The organism is Nonomuraea sp. NPDC049400 (assembly GCF_044466425.1).
Lineage (GTDB): Bacteria > Actinomycetota > Actinomycetes > Streptosporangiales > Streptosporangiaceae > Nonomuraea.
This window is the reverse complement of sequence record NZ_JBITMP010000065.1, coordinates 1-18,345: the sequence shown is the minus strand read 5'-3', so window position 1 is coordinate 18,345 and position 18,345 is coordinate 1. Positions and strand designations below refer to the sequence as shown.

General features: G+C 68.7%; 11 protein-coding genes and 2 pseudogenes. 7 read left to right on the top strand and 6 right to left on the bottom strand.

The genetic code is table 11. From position 1 onward, the window contains the following. Window positions 1-15 precede the first annotated feature (15 nt). Both ACIBVN_RS52780 and ACIBVN_RS52775 read left to right on the top strand, forming a co-directional pair. Window positions 16-6,828: a DNRLRE domain-containing protein gene (locus tag ACIBVN_RS52780; protein ID WP_397149141.1), complete on the top strand. Its 6,813-nt coding sequence runs from the start codon at window positions 16-18 to the stop codon at window positions 6,826-6,828. Between the two features lie 61 nt (window positions 6,829-6,889). Then, a complete protein-coding gene (locus tag ACIBVN_RS52775; RefSeq protein WP_397149139.1) occupies window positions 6,890-7,498 on the top strand; it encodes a hypothetical protein in 609 nt (202 codons plus the stop codon). A 118-nt stretch (window positions 7,499-7,616) separates the two neighbouring features. Here the strand turns inward: ACIBVN_RS52775 and ACIBVN_RS52770 are convergent. Both ACIBVN_RS52770 and ACIBVN_RS52765 read right to left on the bottom strand, forming a co-directional pair. After that, window positions 7,617-7,704 (bottom strand): annotated as a pseudogene (locus ACIBVN_RS52770) (hypothetical protein); the annotation flags it as partial. Between the two features lie 58 nt (window positions 7,705-7,762). Next, window positions 7,763-10,849, bottom strand: a complete 3,087-nt coding sequence (locus tag ACIBVN_RS52765; protein ID WP_397149137.1) for a BTAD domain-containing putative transcriptional regulator — start codon at window positions 10,847-10,849, stop codon at window positions 7,763-7,765. 72 nt (window positions 10,850-10,921) lie between these two features. On the opposite strand from ACIBVN_RS52765, the gene ACIBVN_RS52760 reads away from it, so the two are divergent. After that, window positions 10,922-11,512 (top strand): NADPH-dependent FMN reductase, encoded by a 591-nt coding sequence (locus ACIBVN_RS52760; RefSeq protein ID WP_397149135.1) that lies wholly within the window; start codon window positions 10,922-10,924, stop codon window positions 11,510-11,512. Further along, window positions 11,509-12,054: a dihydrofolate reductase family protein gene (locus ACIBVN_RS52755; RefSeq protein WP_397149133.1), complete on the top strand. Its 546-nt coding sequence runs from the start codon at window positions 11,509-11,511 to the stop codon at window positions 12,052-12,054. The genes ACIBVN_RS52760 and ACIBVN_RS52755 overlap by 4 nt, the downstream gene beginning before the upstream one ends. A 1,236-nt stretch (window positions 12,055-13,290) precedes the next feature. Here ACIBVN_RS52755 and ACIBVN_RS52750 read toward each other — a convergent pair. Then, a complete protein-coding gene (locus tag ACIBVN_RS52750; protein WP_397149131.1) occupies window positions 13,291-13,632 on the bottom strand; it encodes a winged helix-turn-helix transcriptional regulator in 342 nt (113 codons plus the stop codon). Between the two features lie 227 nt (window positions 13,633-13,859). Here ACIBVN_RS52750 and ACIBVN_RS52745 point away from each other — a divergent pair, with 227 nt between their 5' ends. Next, window positions 13,860-14,564 carry an SDR family NAD(P)-dependent oxidoreductase gene (locus tag ACIBVN_RS52745; RefSeq protein WP_397149129.1) on the top strand — a complete coding sequence of 235 codons (705 nt, stop codon included), beginning with the start codon at window positions 13,860-13,862 and terminating at the stop codon, window positions 14,562-14,564. On the opposite strand, the pseudogene ACIBVN_RS52740 reads toward ACIBVN_RS52745, so the two are convergent. Then, window positions 14,503-15,826 (bottom strand): annotated as a pseudogene (locus ACIBVN_RS52740) (IS256 family transposase). The gene ACIBVN_RS52745 and the pseudogene ACIBVN_RS52740 overlap by 62 nt on opposite strands. 184 nt (window positions 15,827-16,010) lie before the next feature. Between ACIBVN_RS52740 and ACIBVN_RS52735 the strand changes: the two are divergent. After that, window positions 16,011-16,910 carry a DUF4436 family protein gene (locus ACIBVN_RS52735; RefSeq protein ID WP_397149127.1) on the top strand — a complete coding sequence of 300 codons (900 nt, stop codon included), beginning with the start codon at window positions 16,011-16,013 and terminating at the stop codon, window positions 16,908-16,910. Window positions 16,911-16,992: 82 nt separating this feature from the next. On the opposite strand, the gene ACIBVN_RS52730 is transcribed toward ACIBVN_RS52735, so the two are convergent. Beyond that, window positions 16,993-17,166: a hypothetical protein gene (locus ACIBVN_RS52730; RefSeq protein ID WP_397149125.1), complete on the bottom strand. Its 174-nt coding sequence runs from the start codon at window positions 17,164-17,166 to the stop codon at window positions 16,993-16,995. Between the two features lie 144 nt (window positions 17,167-17,310). Between ACIBVN_RS52730 and ACIBVN_RS52725 the strand changes: the two genes are divergently transcribed. Further along, on the top strand, window positions 17,311-17,958 hold the full coding sequence (locus ACIBVN_RS52725; RefSeq protein WP_397149123.1) for a class I SAM-dependent methyltransferase: 648 nt from the start codon (window positions 17,311-17,313) through the stop codon (window positions 17,956-17,958). A gap of 139 nt (window positions 17,959-18,097) precedes the next feature. Here ACIBVN_RS52725 and ACIBVN_RS52720 read toward each other — a convergent pair whose 3' ends face one another. Then, window positions 18,098-18,202, bottom strand: a complete 105-nt coding sequence (locus ACIBVN_RS52720; RefSeq protein WP_397149121.1) for a helix-turn-helix domain-containing protein — start codon at window positions 18,200-18,202, stop codon at window positions 18,098-18,100. Between the last annotated feature and the right edge of the window lie 143 nt (window positions 18,203-18,345).

Here is an 18,345-nt window from a genome sequence, read left to right as displayed (position 1 = left end):
GGGTTCGCCGGCGCCATGACGATCGGCATGGCGGCCACCCTCGTCCTCACCCTGGGCGCCGTCCCCGCATGGGGGCAGGAACCCACCCTGACCCCTCCGCAGCCGCAGCAGCAGCAGGAAGCACCCTCGTCGGCGGGCAGCAAGGTCGTCGACAAGATCGTAGAAGAGGCCAAGAGATCGGCCGCCAGAACGGGCAAGCGGGTGGAGATCCCCGCTCGCCACACGGAGACGACGACCCTCTACGCCAACCCCGACGGCAAGACGCTGCGGATGGAGATGCACGCGCAGCCCATCCGGGTCAAGAACGCCGAGGGCGATGGGTTCGTCCCCATCGACACCACGCTCGTCAAGGCCGACGGCGTCATCCGGCCCAAGGCCGTCCAGGGCGAGCTGACCCTTTCGGATGGATCGGACTCCTTCCTGCTGAAGAGCAAGGGCGCCAAGGGCACCGCGCAGATCCGCGCGACCTCGGAGGTGCCCGAGCCCACCCTCAGCGGCAGCACCGCGACCTATCCGTCCGTGTACGGCGACGGCGTGGACCTGGTCGTCACCGCCACGCCGGCGGGCTTCCGGCAGGAGATCGTGCTGCGGAAGAGGCCGACGGGTCCGGTCAGCTTCCGGATGCCCACCACTCTGCCCAAGAACATGATTCTTGCGAAGGACGCCGCTGGCACGCCCACGCTGCGGACCGGTGACAGCGGCGCGAAGATCGCCGCCTTGCCGCCGGCGCTGCTGCTGGACGCGGTGGCGGCCGACGCGAACGCCGACCTCGAGGCCGGCCGGGTGGGCAAGGCCACCGTCAGCGTCGAGTCCCGGGACTCCACGCTGGTCTACACGCCGGACCCGGCCTTCCTGGCCGACCCGGCCGTCGCCTATCCCGTGACGCTGGCCGCGTTCGACGACGACTGGTGGGAGCCCGAAGTGGGCAACGACACCTTCGTCAACAACGCCGACTATCCCGACGGCTACGCCAACAGCGGCCTCGACCGCATCCTCGTCGGCAAGTCCAACGACGGCGCCGTGCGCTGGCGCAGTTACATCCGCTTCGACGAGATCCCAGAAGGCTCGCTGCTCTGGGGAGCGAAGATCGACAATGCCGACCTCGTCCTGTGGAACCACCTGTCCAGCGACTGCGGCCTGTACGTGGAATCCGGCGTCACCGCCTACCGCGTCACCGAGCGCTGGGACGTGTCCACACTGACGTGGGGCTCCCAGCCGCGCATCACCACCACGGGCTCCGACAACGAGCTCGGCGGATACAACAGCGACAACTGCACCGGCTCGATGAACTACCCGTGGTACCTCATCCACTCCGTCAACGACATCGTTCAAGCCTGGGCCAACGGCGAGCCTAACTATGGCTTCCAGCTCACCGCGGGCAATGAGTCCGACCTGCGCAACTGGCGTCGTTACCGGACCAAGGAGCACACGGATCCCTACCCCGCCCACGGACCCATCCTGAAGGTGGATTTCACCCCTGACACCTACACGGTGTTCTACTGGTCCGAGGTCGGGCCCCGGCGGATGGACCCCACCTACGCGGAGGCGGTCCAGCTCAGCCGGCCCTCTCACGAGTCGGTCCCCGACCTGCCCGCCATGACGCCGCAGCAGGCGGCGGCCGAGCGCGAGGCCCCTGGCAATCCCAACCACTTCGGCTCCGAGGAACTCGTCCCCATGCCTCAGGACGAGGAGTGGCTGGAGCAGCCGGACTCCGATGACACGACGCCTCCGTCGGTCACGGCGGTCTCGCCGGCCGCCAACGCCTCAGGAGCCGACCCGGCCACCGTGGTCAAGGCGACGTTCGGCGAGCCCGTGTGGGAGCCGTCGCTGTCGCTCCGGGACTCGCAGGGCGCGGTGGTCCCCGGCACGTCCACCCTCTCAGCGGACCGGACGGAGCTCGTCTTCACGCCCACGGCGCCGCTGGCCCAGGCGACCACCTACACGGCCGAGGTCAGCCAGGCATATGACCAGGAGGGGAACACCATGACCTCCTTCTCCTGGTCGTTCACCACGGTCATACCCGAGAGCGGCCGCTGGACGTTCGACGAGGGCACAGGCGGCGTCGCAGGCGACTCCTCCGGCCGCGGACACAACGCGACGCTCAACGGCACCGCGCGCTGGGCCGAGGGCACAAAGGGTAAGGCGCTGTCGAACGGATCTCAGACGGGCACGGCCAGCACCGCGCGGGAGGCGGGGGCCTCCCAGGCACTGCGCGAGGCTGCCGACCTGGGCAAGCCGGTCGAGGTGGCTGGCGCGACCACGGCGACCTCCATCACCTACGCGCAGCCCGACGGCCGGTCGCTGAAGACCGAGATCGCGGCGGGCCCGGTCCGCGCGCGGGTGGACGGCCGCTGGGAGCTGATCGACACCACGCTCGTCGAGCAGGGCGGCAAGCTGCGGCCCAAGACCCTCGCCGAGGGCGCGGTCGTGGAGTTCTCCGCCGGCGGCACGGACCCGTTCGTGAAGATGTCCGCCGACGGCAAGTCATACGCCCTGCGCTGGCCGACGCCGCTGCCCAAGCCGACCGTCAAGGGTGGCGTGGCCACCTACACCGACGCCGCCGGTACGGGGGCCGACCTGGTGGTGACGGCGTTGCCGGCCGGGTTCCGGCATGAGGTGGTGCTGCGTCAGCGGCCGTCGAAGCCGCTGGAGCTGCGGATCGGCGTCGATGACGAGGGCCTGACCCTGACCGAGGGCAAGGGCGGCCGGCTGCTCTTGAAGGGCAAGGACAAGAAGACTGTTGTCTCGGCGCCGCGACCGGTCATGTGGGACGCCAGTGCCAAGGGACGGCGCCCGCTGGCCAAGAGCGCCCCGGTCAACACCGAGGTGACCGCACGGGACGGCCGCGCCGAGCTGGTGGTCAAGCCTGACCACAACTTCATTGCCGATTCCGCGACCACCTACCCGGTCCGGATCCAGCCGCTGGCGGCGTCGACGAGCAGCGAGGACGTCTCGCTGGCGAGCACCGACACGGTGGACTCACCGGCGTACCCCGACGGCCCGGTCATGATCGCCGGTGTGCAGACGGGGCAGAAGATCCGCTCGTACCTGCGCTTCCCCACGGGAAGTCTGCAGGGGCAGACCGTGACCGATGCGAAGCTGTCGCTGTACAACATCGTCAGCTCGGCCTGCGGGGCGTCGGTCAGTGACGGCCTCCAGGTTCGCCGGGTGACCGGTGCCTGGGACGTCAACAATCTCTACTGGGCGAACAAGCCGGCCGCGACCACCGAGGACGCGCAGATCAACAAGGCCGGCTACGACCAGTCATGCGCCGACGGCGCCAAACACCTGGGGTGGAACGTCACCGGCATCGCCCAGGACTGGGCCGCCGGCGCCGCCGACCACGGCCTGGTGGTGCAGTCGCCGACCGAGAGCACGGCGACCAACTGGCGCTACCTCACCGCGTCCGAGGACACCGACTTCAACCAGCCGCCCACGCTGACCATCACCACCAGCGGACCGGCCTCGCAGCCGGTCGTCTCCAACCTCGCCATCACGCCCGCGCAGAGCGTGAACGGCGTCACCGTGACCACCTCATTCACCCCGCAGCTTGCCGCGACCGTCGCCGACACCGCGAGCGGGCGTCTCAACGGCGAGTTCGAAGTCGAGCACGATCCGGCTGCGACCGGGCAGGGCAGCGGCCAGATCTGGGCCGGAGCATCCGCGGTGGTCACCTCCGGCGGCCAGGCCACGGTGAGCGTCCCCGCCGGGAAGCTGGCCGACGGCTGGAAGATCCGCTGGCGGGCCCGTGCGGCCAACGCCACCGCCGCCACCACCTCGGCATGGTCGGCATGGCAGACGGCCACGGTCGACGTGCCCAACCCAACGGTCGGCGCCTTCCAGGTCACCCCCTCACAAGTGGTGAACGGCGTCACCGTGACCCCGAGCCTGACCCCGGCCCTGCGCACCACGGTCACCGACCCGGCCGCCCAGCCGGTACGGGCCGAGTTCGAGGTCGAGCACGACCCGGCCGCCACCGGGCAGGGCAGCGGCCAGATCTGGACCGGCGCCATCGACAACGTCGCCTCCGGCACCCAAGCCTCGGCGACCGTGCCCGACGGGAAGCTGACCGACGGGTGGAAGGTCCGCTGGCGGGTACGCGCGATCAACACCGCCACCACGGTCGGCTCGCCGTGGTCGGACTGGCAGAACCTGACCGTCGACGTACCCGACCCGGTCTCCGAGCCGGCCGTCGGCGCGCTACAGGTCACCCCGTCCGAGCAGGTGGACGGCACCACCGTCACCCCCACCCGCACCCCGGCGCTGCTGGTCCAGGTGAACGACCCGGCAGGCAAGCCGCTACGCGCCGAAGCCGAGATCGAACACGACCCTGCCGCACCCGAAGGCCAGGGGACAGGCCAGATCTGGACCGGCAGCGCCGACAACGTCCCGGCCGGCACCCAGGCGAGCATCACCGTCCCGGCGGACAAACTGACCGACGGGTGGAAGGTGCGCTGGCGGGCCCGCGCCGTCTCCGGCACCGCCGCCTCTGCCTGGTCGGACTGGCAGTCCTTCACCGTCAGCCTGCCCAAGCCCACCGCCACCGGCCTGACCGTCACCCCGTCGAAGACGGTCGACGGCGTGACGGTGACCACAACGGTAATCCCCACGCTGCAAGCCACCCTCACCCACCCGACCGGCCAGGCGCTGCGCGCCGAGGCCGAGGTCGAGCACGACCCTGCCGCACCCGAAGGCCAGGGCACCGGCCAGATCTGGACCGGCGCCGTGGATGACGTCGCCTCCGGCACCCAGGCCGGCATCGCCGTCCCGGCGGGCACGCTCACTGACGGGTGGAAGGTCCGCTGGCGACTGCGCGCGGTCGCCGGAGAGGTCTCCTCGGCCTGGTCGGAGTGGCAGCAGGTCACCGTCGACGTCATCCACCCAGGCGAGGAGCCGCTGGCGGTGACGAGCGGACCGGTGATCCGCACCGACCAGAGCTTCAGCGTCGCCGCCTGGCTGCGGTGGAGCGACAAGGACGGCGACTACACCGTCGTCGAGCAGAAGGGTGCCCATCAGGCGCCCTTCCGCCTCGGCAACACCGCCGACCACGGTCTGGTGCTCACCTTCACCGATGGTGACACCGCGGACGCGACGTTCGAGGGCGTGCTGACCGGGGTCGAGCCGCCGGTGAACGAGTGGTTCCACCTCGCCGGTGTCTACGACGCCACGGGGAAGGTCGCGACCGTCTACCTCAACGGCAGTCCCGTGAAGTCCGCTCCCGTGAACGTGACCCCGTGGAACGCGGAAACGTCGATGACGCTGGGCACCAGCATGCTGGGCGACCTCGACGAGACGCGCGTCTACCAGCGGCCGTTGACTGCACAGGACGTCGCGGGGCTGCACGCGTCGGCCGGCGCCACCACCTCTGCGGTCGCGCCGGCCCGCGAGCAGACCGGCACGACCGAGGAGGGCAAGGACGGCAAGGAGGAGAAGGAGACCACGCCGGAACCGCGGACGACGGCCGGCTCCACGGTCGCCGCGGGAGAGTCCTTCCCGTACAACCGGGTGTCCACCCGGCAGTGCCAGAACCTCCGGGAAGCGAAGTTCCCCAACCAGCCGCAGGGCACGAAGAGCCACGTGATGGAGTACTGGCGGGTGCACACCTACTGCACCAGCCGTCACCACCACTGGCAGATCTACTCCGACAGTAAGAAAACGAAGGTCGGCGCCGTCATCATCTCCGCGACTGCGGTGATGAAGGCCTACGTCGGCGGCTGGAAGACCAACGGGGAACACGCGCGGGAAGACACGAGCAACCCCGGCACCGCCCACCATCCGAGGGACATCGACGTCTGGGTCAGGATCGACGACGTCGTCTACACAGAGTCGCAGTTCATGGCGCCCATCATGGAGACGGACGACCATGACGTCACGCTCGAAATCAAGGCGAAGTCGAGCACCCCGAACGGCGCCACCTGCAACCTGACGAACAGCAAGGTTAAGGACGGGGCCGGCCGGCCCGTCAGTACGATCACCAAGGACGCCGAGGACTGGAAGGCGGACTCCCAGGTCACGGGGAAGGACGAATACTGGTTCACCTTCCGCAGCACGGCCACCAAGGACAAGTCGGATGTGGAGAAGGAGGCATACCACGGCATCTCCTACTGCACCATCCGGCCGTACATCAGCATCGAGGACAAGGGCTGGCTTCCCGACGTCAGGAACACGGTCTACTCCTGGGTCGGCCTGCACGCCCCGACGGTCCCGATGTGGGACAGGCCCAGGGAGGCCACGGAGGCGACGGACAACGCCCCCACCCTCCGCTGCGACCTGTCCGACAACTACACGGCCTACTACGGAGGCTGCATCTTCAACAAGGTCAGCAGGATCTACCGGATGTCCAGGGTGGATCCGCCGGGCGCGAAACCCGTCTCGCTCGTGGCCGAGCACCTCTGGCACACGCGCGAGCTGCCCGACCAGACCGTCCCGGACGAGACCACGACGGACTCCCCACGCAAGCCGATCACCGGCAAGAAGTTCCCTGGGCACTGGCCTGGCACGGCCCTGCACAATGTGGACAAGAAAGCTAAGACGGCCGACGGCGTGTACGTGAGGGGCCGCAACAAGACCATGAAGACCAAAATCTGCAACCTCGACTACACCGCCGCCGAAAGGGTGGGCAAGGAATGTGACGAGTATCCGTTCAACAACACCAAGGAGGGGCCGGGATATCGTGCGAACGACCACGATCCCCACTCGCAGAGCTGGAACTTCTCCATCAGGCCCGTGCTGATCGAGCACAACAAGAACGCCGGAAACCATAAACAGCTCTTCGAAGCCCAGAATCGCGTCCTCCACAACGACGCCTTCTGGGTGAGCGTGATCTGAGATAGCCAGTCTGGTGTGCCGCTCCCCGCGACCGGGGAGCGGCACCCCCACGTTCGATCGGATGGACATGCCGAACCCCACCCACCTGTACGACCTGCTCGAGTCCCGCTGGGAGAACATCGCGGACGGCTTCGCCGCTGTCTGGGCCGAAGGACTGACGGTCGAGGAGACCGCCCGGCGGCTCGGCGCCGACCCAGCCAGCGCGACGGTGCTCACGCTGGAGGACATCGGACTCGGCTTCGAGGGTGATGAGATGCCCGGTGACGAGGATGGGATCATCCTCGTCGGCCCCTGCGACGCCTGGACCCTGGCGGTGCAGGTCCAGTGGATGGACGTCACAGAAGAACCCCGGTTGTCGGAGCTCTCGCGCGACGGCGGCAGGGCCATCGCGATCGGCTGGCACGGTGATGGCGCGCACCGCGTGGAGTACGCGATCGACGGCCGGCTCGCCTTCTCCGCGCCGTTGGAGGAGATCCTGGACCCGCTGCACGAGTACGCCGAGGGTCTGCGGATGCCCACCGATTGGGACGTTCCCGTGGACATGGGATCGCCCACCGAGGAGATGATCACGACGGCCCTCACGGCAATCGGCCGGCTCACCGGCAGGGAACTCGACGAGGAGTGGCTGGAGACGCCCCACGTCCGCTACCTCATCCGCCGAACCCGGTGATCCAGCGGGGGACCGGCAGCGAGGCGGGCAGGCCGCCCGAGCGCGGTGGCGGGGCGTCCTGCCGGACCGGGTCGCCAGGAGACGGGTTCGATCCACACGTTGCGGAAACCCTGCATCTTCAGCTGACGAACTGCGGCGTCCAGGTAGACAGTCGTCCATAGAACGACGCAATTGAGGACAAGTCCGAGCACTCCGAGTTGGTTCTCCAGGTCCGCGTGCGTAGCCGCGTGAAGGCAGGATCTTCCGTACAGGACCACGACGTGCTTATGTGATCGTCTCGTCCAGGGTCTGGTGGCGGCCGGCGGTGTATTCAGTGGTGAAGATCTCTTCGCCCAGGATCTGGCGACAGGTTGCGGCGATTCTGTCGGCCTCGGCACGTTCCGCTGGGGACTGCGGGAGGGCGGTGGCCTCGCGGGACGCAGCAGCCGCGCCGAGGAGCCGGGCGGCGTGGGCGTGGGCGCCCGCGAGGGCCACGGCCCCGGCCAGGCCCTCCGCGGCGGAGATTGCGCTGTGCGGGGCGTCGAGCTTGCGTGCCGCGCTGTACGCCTCCAGGTGCAGGGCGCGGGCGGCCTCGGCGTCGCCGCGTTCCTCGGCGGTGAAGCCCAGTTCGACCAGGACCATCGAGAGGTACAGGGGCTCGGCGCCGCCTCCTGACTTCGCCCGCCGTACCAGGTTGCCGAGGTGTTCCTCGGCGAGATCGAGCTCGCCCTGCCTGCGGGCGGCGCAGCCGAGGCCGATCTCGGCGAGGATCTCGCCGCCCGCGTAGTCCTGTTCCGTGGCGAGGCGGAGGGCGCGCTCGCACAGCTTCCAGGCCTTCGCGTAGTCGCCCAGTTGCACGTGGGTCCAGCCGAGCCAGGCGAGTTGACCGCTGACCTCCGGCCACAGGCCCAGCTCCTCCGCCATGTCCACGCCTTCCCCGTGCAGCCTGGCGGCGCGGTCGTTGTCGCCGGTCAGTTCTGCCAGGCCGCCCAGCCAGCCCGATGCCTGCAGTTGACCCCATCGGTCGCCGAGTTCGGCGAACAGCTCCGCGCTACTGGTCGCTGCCCGCTCGAGCACGGTCAGGTCGCCGCGTACGTGCGCGAACTGGGCGCGAGTGCTCAGCGCCGCCGCCTCGCCCCACCGGTCGCCCGCGGCGCGCAGGGCCTCCAGAGCCCTGTCGAGCAGGTCTTCAGCGGCTTCCATCTCACCCAGGTTCACCAGCGCGAAGGCCAGGAACCACGCGGCCCTGGCCCGCTCGCCCAGCTCTCCGGCGAACACCTCCGCTGCCTGCTCCCGGCGTGCCACCCACTCGGCACTCCCGCCCTTCAGCACGGAGATGCCCATAAGCCACGCCATCGCCACAGACCGCCCCCCGCCACCCGCCGCGGTGAGGGCGGTTTCGAGTGAGCGACTGGCTTCGGTCAGGCGGCCGCGGAGGTACCAGTACCAGGTGAGGGCATTGGCGAGACGGATGGTCAGGTCCGGGTGGGCGCCGTCCACGACGGCGCGGAGGTTGGCGGCCTCCGCGTCGAGCAGGCCAAGCCACTGGCGCTGATTGGGGCCGTAGAGGTGGGGGGCGGCCCGTTCAGCGAGATCGGTGTAATAGGCATGGTGACGGTGCCGCACCTCATTCAGGTCGCCTGCCTCTCGCATGCGTTCCACGCAGTAAGCGGCGACGGACTCCAGCAGGCGGAAGCGGTTTCCCGCCCTGGCCACCAGCGACCTGTCGACGAGGCGGGCGAGCAGGTCGAGGACGTCATCGGCGGCCACGCCGTCGCCGGGGCACACGGCCTCCGCCGCCTCCAGGATGCACCCGTCGGCGTGTACGGCCAGGCGGCGCAGCACGAGCCGCTCCTGCTCGGTCAGCAGCTCCCAACTCCAGTCGATCATGGCGGTCAGCGTCTTCTGGCGGGGAGGCGCACCCCGATGCCCGGTCGCCAGCAGCCTGAAGCGGTCGTCCAGCCGCTCCACCAGGCCGTCTACGCCCAGCGCCCGCACCCTGGTGGCGGCCAGCTCCAGCGCCAGCGGGATCCCGTCCAGCCGCCTGCACAGCAACGAGACGGCGGGGGCGGTCGAGTCGTCGAGCCGGAAATCGCTCTGTGCGGCCGCCGCCCTGGCTGCGAACAACCGGACCGCGCTGTCCTGCTCCAGCGGCGGCACATTCCACACCACCTCGCCAGGCAGCGCCAGCGGCTCCCTGCTCGTCGCCAGGATTCGGAGTGCCGGCGCGGCCCGCAGCAGCGCCTCCGCCAGATCCGCCACCTGTTCCACGACGTGCTCGCAGTTGTCCAGGACCAGCAGCACCCGCCGGTTGCGCAGCGCACGCGCCAGCCGGTCGCGTGCCGAGAGCGGCTCGCCGCCCGGGTCGCGGATCTCCATGACCGCCATCACGAGCTCGGCCACCTCGCCGGACCGGGGCATGGAGGCCAGCTCGACCAGCCAGACACCGTCGGCGTGGGCGGAGACCAGCCGGCCCGCCGTCTCCACGGCCAGCCGCGTCTTCCCCACCCCGCCGGACCCGCAGAGCGTCACCAGCCGATTCGTCCCGAGCTGTGCGGATACCACGGCCAATGACTCGTCCCGTCCGATCAGCTCGGTGAGCGGAGCGGGCAAGTTGGTGGCGTGCCGCAATGCTGGAGCGAGGTCAGGGTCCTGGGCGAGGATGGCCCGCTGCAACTCGGCCAACTCGGGACTGGGGTCCAGGCCGAGCTCCTCGCCGAGCCGTTCGCGCAGGTCGGCGTAGCTGTCCAGCGCCTCGCTCTGCCGTCCGGCCCGATACAGGGCCTTCAGGTGTACGGCCCGCAGTCGCTCGCGAAGCGGATGCCGCGCCACCAGGTCGGCCAGCTCCCCGGCGAGCAGGGCGTGTTCTCCCAGCTGTAGCCGGGCCTCGGCGTGCGCCTCCACGGCGGCCAGCCGGTGCTCCTCCAGCCGGGCGATCGCCGCCCTGGCGAACTCCTCGTCGGCGAAATCGGCAAACGCCGGGCCCCGCCACAGGGCCAGCGCATCGGCCAGCAGCGCGGCCCGCGCTCCCGGGTCTTTCGCCGCTTGGGCCTGCTTGGTGAGCTCGGTGAACCGGCGCGCGTCCACGGCGTCCGCCTCCACCTGCAGCAGGTAGCCCGCGGGCCGGTGCACCACCAGCTTCCGATCGCCCAGCGCCTTGCGCAGCTGCGAGACCCTGACCTGCAGCGTGGCCGATGGATTGGCGGGGGCGTCGTCTCCCCACAGGTCGTCGACCAGCCGGTCGGCCGACACCGGGCGGCCCTCGTGCAGGAGCAGGTCGGCCAGGATCGCGCGGACCTTCAGCCCACGGATCGTGACGGGCACGCCGTCCGCGTCCCACACCATCAGCGGGCCAAGCACCCCAAACCGCATGACCGTCACCCTATGCCGGAGCGGTAAGAGCGGTGGAAGGAACCGGTAAGGGCCGCCCAGCACAGTAGTCACATGGCAAGCAACGAACGGCTGCAGGTGGCGGTGATCATCGGCAGCACCAGAAGCGGCAGGTTCGGCCCGACGGTGGCCGAGTGGTTCGCCGCCCAGGCCCGCAGGCGAAGGGAGCTGGAGGTCGACGTCGTCGATCTGGCCGAGGCGCGGCTGCCCGAGGTCCTCACCGACGAGGACGAGGAGCTGCCTGCCGAGGTGCGGGCGCTGGCTCCGCGGCTGGCCGCGGCGGATGGCTTCGTGGTGGTGACCCCCGAGTACAACCACAGCTTCCCCGCACCGCTCAAGACCGCCATCGACTGGTACTACGCGGAGTGGCAGGCCAAACCGGTCGCCTTCGTGTCGTACGGCAGAGAGTCGGGCGGCCTGCACGCGGTCGCCCAGCTCCGTGAGATCTTCGCCGTGCTGCGGGCGGTGGCCGTCACCGAGGCGGTCAGCCTGCCCTGCTACTGGGATCTCTTCGACGCCGACGGCTCCTGGCCCAAACGGGGCGCGAGCTGCCATGCGGCGGCCGGAATCACGCTTGACCAGCTGTCATGGTGGGCCCGTACGCTGCGGGACGCCAGAAACGATCATCAATGGAGAGAACAATGAGGAAAGTCATCGCTTCGACCTACACCACGCTCGACGGCTACATCGACGAGCCGCAGAACTGGTCGTTCGACTACCGGACGGACGATGCCACCCAGTACGCCCTGGACCTGATGCGCAGGTCGGACGCCCTGCTGGCGGGGCGGGCCACCTACGAGGGGTTCGCGTCGGTCTGGCCGACCAGGCCCAGCGACGAGTTCTCCGACCGGATCAACGGCATGCACCATTACGTGGTCAGCGACACCCTGGAGAAGGCCGACATCTGGGGCACCTCCACCATCATCAGGGGCGAGAACCTCGTCGAGGAGGTCACCAAGCTCAAGCAGCAGCCGGGCGGCGACATCATCATCTACGGCAACGGGCGACTGACCGACGCGCTGTCGCAGGCCGGGCTGCTCGACGAGTACCACCTGTGGGTGCACCCCCTCATCCTCGGTGGGGGAGAGCCGCTGTTCAGGCATGAGTCGAAGGCCAAGCTGAAGCTGCTGGCGAACAAGACGTTCAGCTCTGGCCTGGTCATCCTGGTCTACCAGCCCGAGCAGTAGACCAGGATGACCATTGCGAACCCGCCTCGGTCAGCGGAATCCGCCGAAGGCCAACGCCGTGGTGGAGGGTGATCCAGGCCCGCTTGCTGGGATGACGGTCAGATCTTGTCGTCATCTTCGGCACCGTCCGGATCGCGCAGGTCGCGGATGGTGCCGGGGCCAGGCCGGGAAGCAGGAAATTGCAGGCGCCGTCCACGCCGAGGTGCCGGCTGACGAAGGGCGATAACCGAGGCGGACGCCGAGGGCGAACTGCTATGCCGAGCGCTGGGCCCGGACGGTGCGAGCTGAGTGCACCGGGCCGCATGTTGATCTACGGCGAGCGTCACCTGCGTTCGGCCCTGAACGAGTATCGCGATCACTGCAACGCGCATCGGCGCATCAGGCTCGTGGGCAGCGACCGCCCGATCTCGATGAGCACGTGGTGGTGCGGATGGAAGGCCGGATCGAACGCCATCAGGTACTTGGAGGAGTGATCAACGAGTACCGCCGAGCCGCATGGCCCTGTCGGAGAAACTCCCAGCTCAAACCATACGCGCGAGTTTTGACGCCCTACAGGGTCGTGGAGGTCGATCTCGACCGGTTCTTCGACCGGGTCAATTTCGACATCCTCCTGGCGGGTGGCGCGTAAGGCGCCAAGCGGGACAATCCCCGGAACACCGCCGAAGGACCCGTCGCGATCGCCCTGTACGGTTTGCGCCGCGACGAGCTGTACTACGCGCTTCTCGGCCTCCGGTGGCCTGCCTCGCCCCGGGGCGCAGGCGCCTCAGGCGGCGGTGGTTGCGGTGGTGGTTGCGGCGGCCCCTGACCGCCTCAGCGACAGAGCTCGCCGAGGTACACGCGGCCGGCGCCCCCACCACCGCGACGCCGACGGCGAAGCGGCACGGGCCCGCGCCGGATGGCTGCTCCAGCATTGCGGCCACCAGCCTGGCCAGCGTCAGGCCCGGGCGTGTAGTGCTCCACCCACCGCACCCTCACCCTGGTCGCCCGCGACGGCGCCACCGCCACCGCCTTCGCCACCACACTGCACACCCTGGTCGGCCAGGTGGAGCGGCAGACGGGCATCCGCCTCCACCCCGAACCCGCCGCGGTCGGCCATCCCTCAAGCGCACAACAGGCTCGACGCCGATCGGCGGCCTGAATCCCTCAGCGGGTGGTGGCCTTGCCGAAGAATTGGGGCGCGTTGTTCCCGAGCGGTCTCCGCGCGGGTACGGCCACCGGCCTGAGCAAGCACGCGCCTTAGGGCTGTGTTCGTGGCGGATGGGCGGCGTCGTAGTGGCGTCGGTTGCTGTTGATTTCTTGTCGGTGTGTGGTGGCCCATTCGGCAAGCGCGGCGACGGAGTCCAGCAGTGTTGCGCCAAGTGGGGTGAGCGCGTAGTCGACGCGCGGGGGAACGCTGGGGTGCACGGTCCGGGTGAGGAGGCCATCGCGCTCAAGTTGCCGCAGGGTCAGGGTGAGCATGCGCTGCGAGATCCCCGTGACTGCGCGGTGCAGTTCGCTGAAGCGCAGGGTTCGGTCGCGGAGCTGCCCGATGACCAGGATGCTCCACTTGTCGCCGATCAGGGCGAGGATCTGAAGCACCTGTCGGCATACCTCGTCATCAGGCTCGCGACCGCCCGCGTCTTCTGGCGCCGGTGGCGTGACGTCGCGGCGCCGCCCTGCTGGTGGGGTGCTCCTGGCGGGCGTCAAGGGTTACCTCCATGTACGTCACCGACATAAATGTGCCGTCTTGCCACCGACAGGGCAGTGACAAATCATGCTGTTGCGAACAAAGAGTAACTGCCGCTGTGATCGGAAGGGATGTTGTGGTGGCGAAGACGCTCGTTATTGTCGGTGCCGGCCCGGGGCTGGGAATGGGCGTGGCCCGGGCTTTCGGCAGGCACGGCTTCCAGGTGGGGCTGATCGCCCGGAGCAAGGACACCCTGGACGCTTTGGTGGGTGATTTGGGCGGGCTGGGCGTCACCGCTGCGGCTTTTCCCGCCGATATCCGAGATCGTGACGCGCTGGCCGATGCTCTCACCAGGGTCGGGGAGGCGCTGGGACCGGTCGATGTCCTGGAGTACAGCCCCAGCCCGACGGGGCCGATCACCCACGCCGCACAGACCACGGTGACATCCGCCGCCGCGCAGTTCGAGCTGCATGTGCTGGGCGCGGTGACGGCCGTGGGACAGGTGCTACCGCAGATGCGCGCCCGGGGCGAGGGGACACTGCTGCTGACAACCGGTGTGTCCGCCACGATTGCCGCGCCATTCCTGGCCAACGTGGGCCTGGCCATGGCCGGCTTGCGCAACTGGGCGCACGCGCTGCACGCCGAACTCCGTCCCCAGGGGATTCACGCGGCAGCGGTGACGATCGCCTCCGGCGTCATCCCGGGCGACGAGGTGGCCGACCCTGATGCCATCGGCGCCCGCTACTACAGCCTGTACCAGCAACGAGACCGTGTGGAAGAGGTCATCGGTGACCTTGAGGCGTTCCGCGCCCTGGTCGCCGAGCGGGCCGACGGGCACGGCTGACCGGCTCCGTCGGCGGCAGGCCAGGCGGCGTGCTCGTCGGATCGTTCGACGAGCACACCGCGTTCGAAGCGGGCTCCGGCGCGGGCGAGGGCGACGAGGTGGGGCGCGTTCACGGCCCGCCGGCGGGCTTGGGCGGACTCGATGAGTTCGAAGACCATCGCCAGAGCGGCGGTGCGGGAGCCGGCGCCGCGGGTGACCTTGGTGCGCAGGCGAACGGTGGCGAACGTTGACTCGATGGGGTTCGTGGTCCGCAGGTGGATCCAGTGCTCGGCGGGGAGGTCGAAGAACGCCAGTAGCTCGGCTGCATCGTCGGTGATCTTCTTGACCGCCTTGGGGAACTTCGCGGCGTAGAGCTGGGCGAACGTCTTGAGTGCCTGCACCGCGTGATCGCGGTCCTCCGGCGTGGTAGCTGTCTTGGATGGCCTTCTTTGCGCCCGCCTGCGCAGACTTCGGCATGGCATCGAGGACGTTGGCCGTTTTGTGTACCCAGCACCTCTGTTCGCGGGTGGCGGGGAACACCTCGGCCAGAGCTTTCCAGAAGCCCAGGGCGCCATCGCCGACCGCGAGGACGGGGGCACGCATGCCCCGGCGGGCACAGTCGCGCATCAGGCCGGCCCAGGACTCGCCGGACTCGCGGTAGCCGTCCTTGAGTGCGATCAGCTCCTTGGAGCCGTCGGCACGGACCCCGATCAGCACCAGGACACAGGCTTTGGCCTCCTCGAGGCAGACATTGAGTGGATGCCGTCGGCCCACACGTACACGTGGTCGACCTGCGCGAGGTCACGGTCCATGAAGGCGGCGTGATCGGCCTGCCACTGCGTCGTGAGCCGGGTGACCGTCGCCGGGGAGAGCCCGGCCGAGCTGCCGAGAAACTGCTCCAGGGCGGGGACGAAGTCGCCGGAGGACAGGCCGTGCAGGTAGAGCAGCGGCAGCACCTCGCTGATCTTCGGGGACTTGCGGCACCAGGGCGGCAGGATCGCGGAGGAGAACCGATTGCGCTCGCCGGTGGTCTCGTCGACGCGCTTGTCGTGCACCCGCGGCGCCTTCACCTCGACCGCGCCGGCTGCGGTGGTGACCTTCCGGGGCCGGTGACAGCCGTCGCGCACCACGAGACGACGGCCACGTTCGTCGCGCTGGTCGGCCAACTCGGCTATGTAGGCGTTGACTTCGGCCTCCAGCGCGGCGGCCGGCATGCATCGTGCGCCCTCCCGGACAATCTCGTCGATCAAGGAGGAGCTGTCGTCGTTCACTACGCTGAGCACGGGCATGCCTTCCCGGCCGGTGCCGCGAACACCGGTCTTGCTCGGTGACCTATCGATCAATCACTCGGGAAGGTACGTCCTCCCCGAGCCGATCCACAGGTCCTGAGCATTACTCCCTCGTTTGACGGGGATGAGTCCTTTCCGACGCGCGAGCCAACGTGACGGCCAGCGCTACGGTGAACTCATGCGATGGGCCCTCAATATGGTGATCCTCGGAGTCGTTGTCGTGGCCGTCTGGTCCGCTTTCCCCGTTAAGGATGCCGGCCTGATCGGCATGAGTTGCCGGGAACTCGCTATATGTGACGCTCAAATCGACCTGATAGTTCGCGAAGTGGACCTGCGGTCGAGACAGGTGACGGTGGGCGGCCGCATCTACCTGGCGTGGGGAGTGGCCGATGTGGACGACGGCGCCGTCGCCACCATGACCGTTCAAGGGCGGGACGACCTTCGGACCAGCGCCAATTCTGTCGAAATGAAGTTGCCCATCCCCCGAGAGGTGCGTGAACGGGACGGTGAGCTCGGACTGCCGACGTTCAAGGTGCCGCTTATGGGCACCATGAACAATTACCCGAACGATCGTTACACGGCGTTATTTCAGGTGAACCTCACCATTTCCCAAGGGATCACACTGCACCCCCATGAGCACAGGAGCGAGAAAGGCCGACTGCTCCACACCATCTCCTCAGTGCGGCTGGACGACAACCTCGGCGACTGGTCGCTGCCGTCGGTAGGCACCGCCAACAAAGGCAGTTTCACCGGAGGAACGCTGCGGCACCTCCAAGTTGACCTTGCCCGTTCCCCGAAGACCCTCACGTTCATCTACAGCGTGTTGCTCACGCCCATGCTGCTCGTCGTCGCGCTCCTGGTGTGGCGTCGGCGCTCCGACAACACCAGCCCGCTGGAGCTGGCGGCGGCACTGCTCGCGGTCGTGACGCTACGACAAGTGCTCGTGCCTCAGGACATCTCCGGCTTCACCCTGCTTGACAAGGTGCTCGGAATCGAGGTGGCAATCATCACCGCGGCCACGATCTTCACTCACACCCGCCCCGCACGAAGGTCCCCGCAGGGCCCGAACTCGGCGTGACCCAGGAGGCACGGGAAAGGCCGGGACCCGGCCGGTCGCCAGGCTGTGGCGGAAGATCGTACCTACAGCATCCAACGAGAAGTCATGCCGAGCCGCAGGCGCGGCGGGCCCGCGCGATGTCGGGCACGTCTGCGCTGACCCGGGAAGGCCGGCCGCCCTTGCGGCCCTGCGCGGCGGCGGCCAGGCCGTCCAGGGGGCGCTCGCGGATCAGGTCGCGCTCCGTCTCGGCGGCCATCGCGGCGACCAGGAACAGCATCTTGTCCGCGACGCTCTGCCCGCCAGGCCGGTGCAGGCCCCCCGTACGGCGGCGATCGTCACCGCCTATTACTACTCCCGCAGAGGCTCCGTGGGCAGCTCGGCTGAGAGTGGGGCGATCGAGAGGGCCATGTACTGTGCTCCCATGAAGGACCTTGGTCGTCAGATCGCGTACTGGGACACCGTCGGCGCTGAGAAGACGTTCACCCATCCGGTGAATCTCGGCTGGCTGGCGACCGTGAGCCGGACGGCGCGAATCTTGGACTACGGCTGCGGGTACGGCCGTGTCATGGCCGAGCTGAGCGATCATGGCTTCTCCGATGTATCCGGAGTGGATCTGTCTCCCGCTCTGATCGCGCGGGGCCGCCAGTTGCACCCTGACCTGCGCCTCGCAGTGCTGGAGTCCCCGCCATACCTGCCGTACTCGCCGACGAGCTTCGATGTCGTGCTGTTGTTCGCGGTGCTGACGTGCATTCCCGACGACGACGCACAGCGGGCACTCATCGCCGAACTTGTCCGCGTCCTGGCACCCGGTGGGCTCCTCTATATCAGTGACATGGTGCTGCAAGACGACGAACGAAACCGGGGCCGCTACGCCACCTATGCCCAGCAGTTCGGAACCCCGTACGGGGTGTTCGCCACCGATGACGGCGCTATGGTGCGACACCATGTCATAGTCGAATTGCACGCTCTCCTGCCTGATTTCGATCTCATGGACGAGCGTCAGACCTCCGTTGTCACGATGAACGGTCACCCATCGCAAGCAGTGCAACTGCTGGCCCGCAAACGGTGATCCAGTGAGCCGGCCGTCCTTTCGCCGCAAGAGCCTGAAGTGATCAATCGCGTGGCCCCCGGCTCCCCACCCCCATTCGCAGACGCCGATGCCCCGCGTGACCTGGGGTCCGGGCGTAGGTGTGCAGGGGCCGCTGGGATCAGCCGGGGTCTTCCAGCGCCCGGTACAGCGTGGAGCGCCCGACGCCCAGGCGCTTGGCGATCTCGCTGACCGGCTCCCCGCGCGAACACCGGGCACACCGCAACTCCTCTTGGTGCGGTCGAAAGTGGCGAACATGCGCGGTCGCCTCTCAGGATCTGGCGCAAAGTCCGTGAAGCGGTGACGGTGCGTAATGATCGTTAGGTTGTGAGGAGCACTCGTTTGCGGAGGAGGAGAAAGCCGGCACGG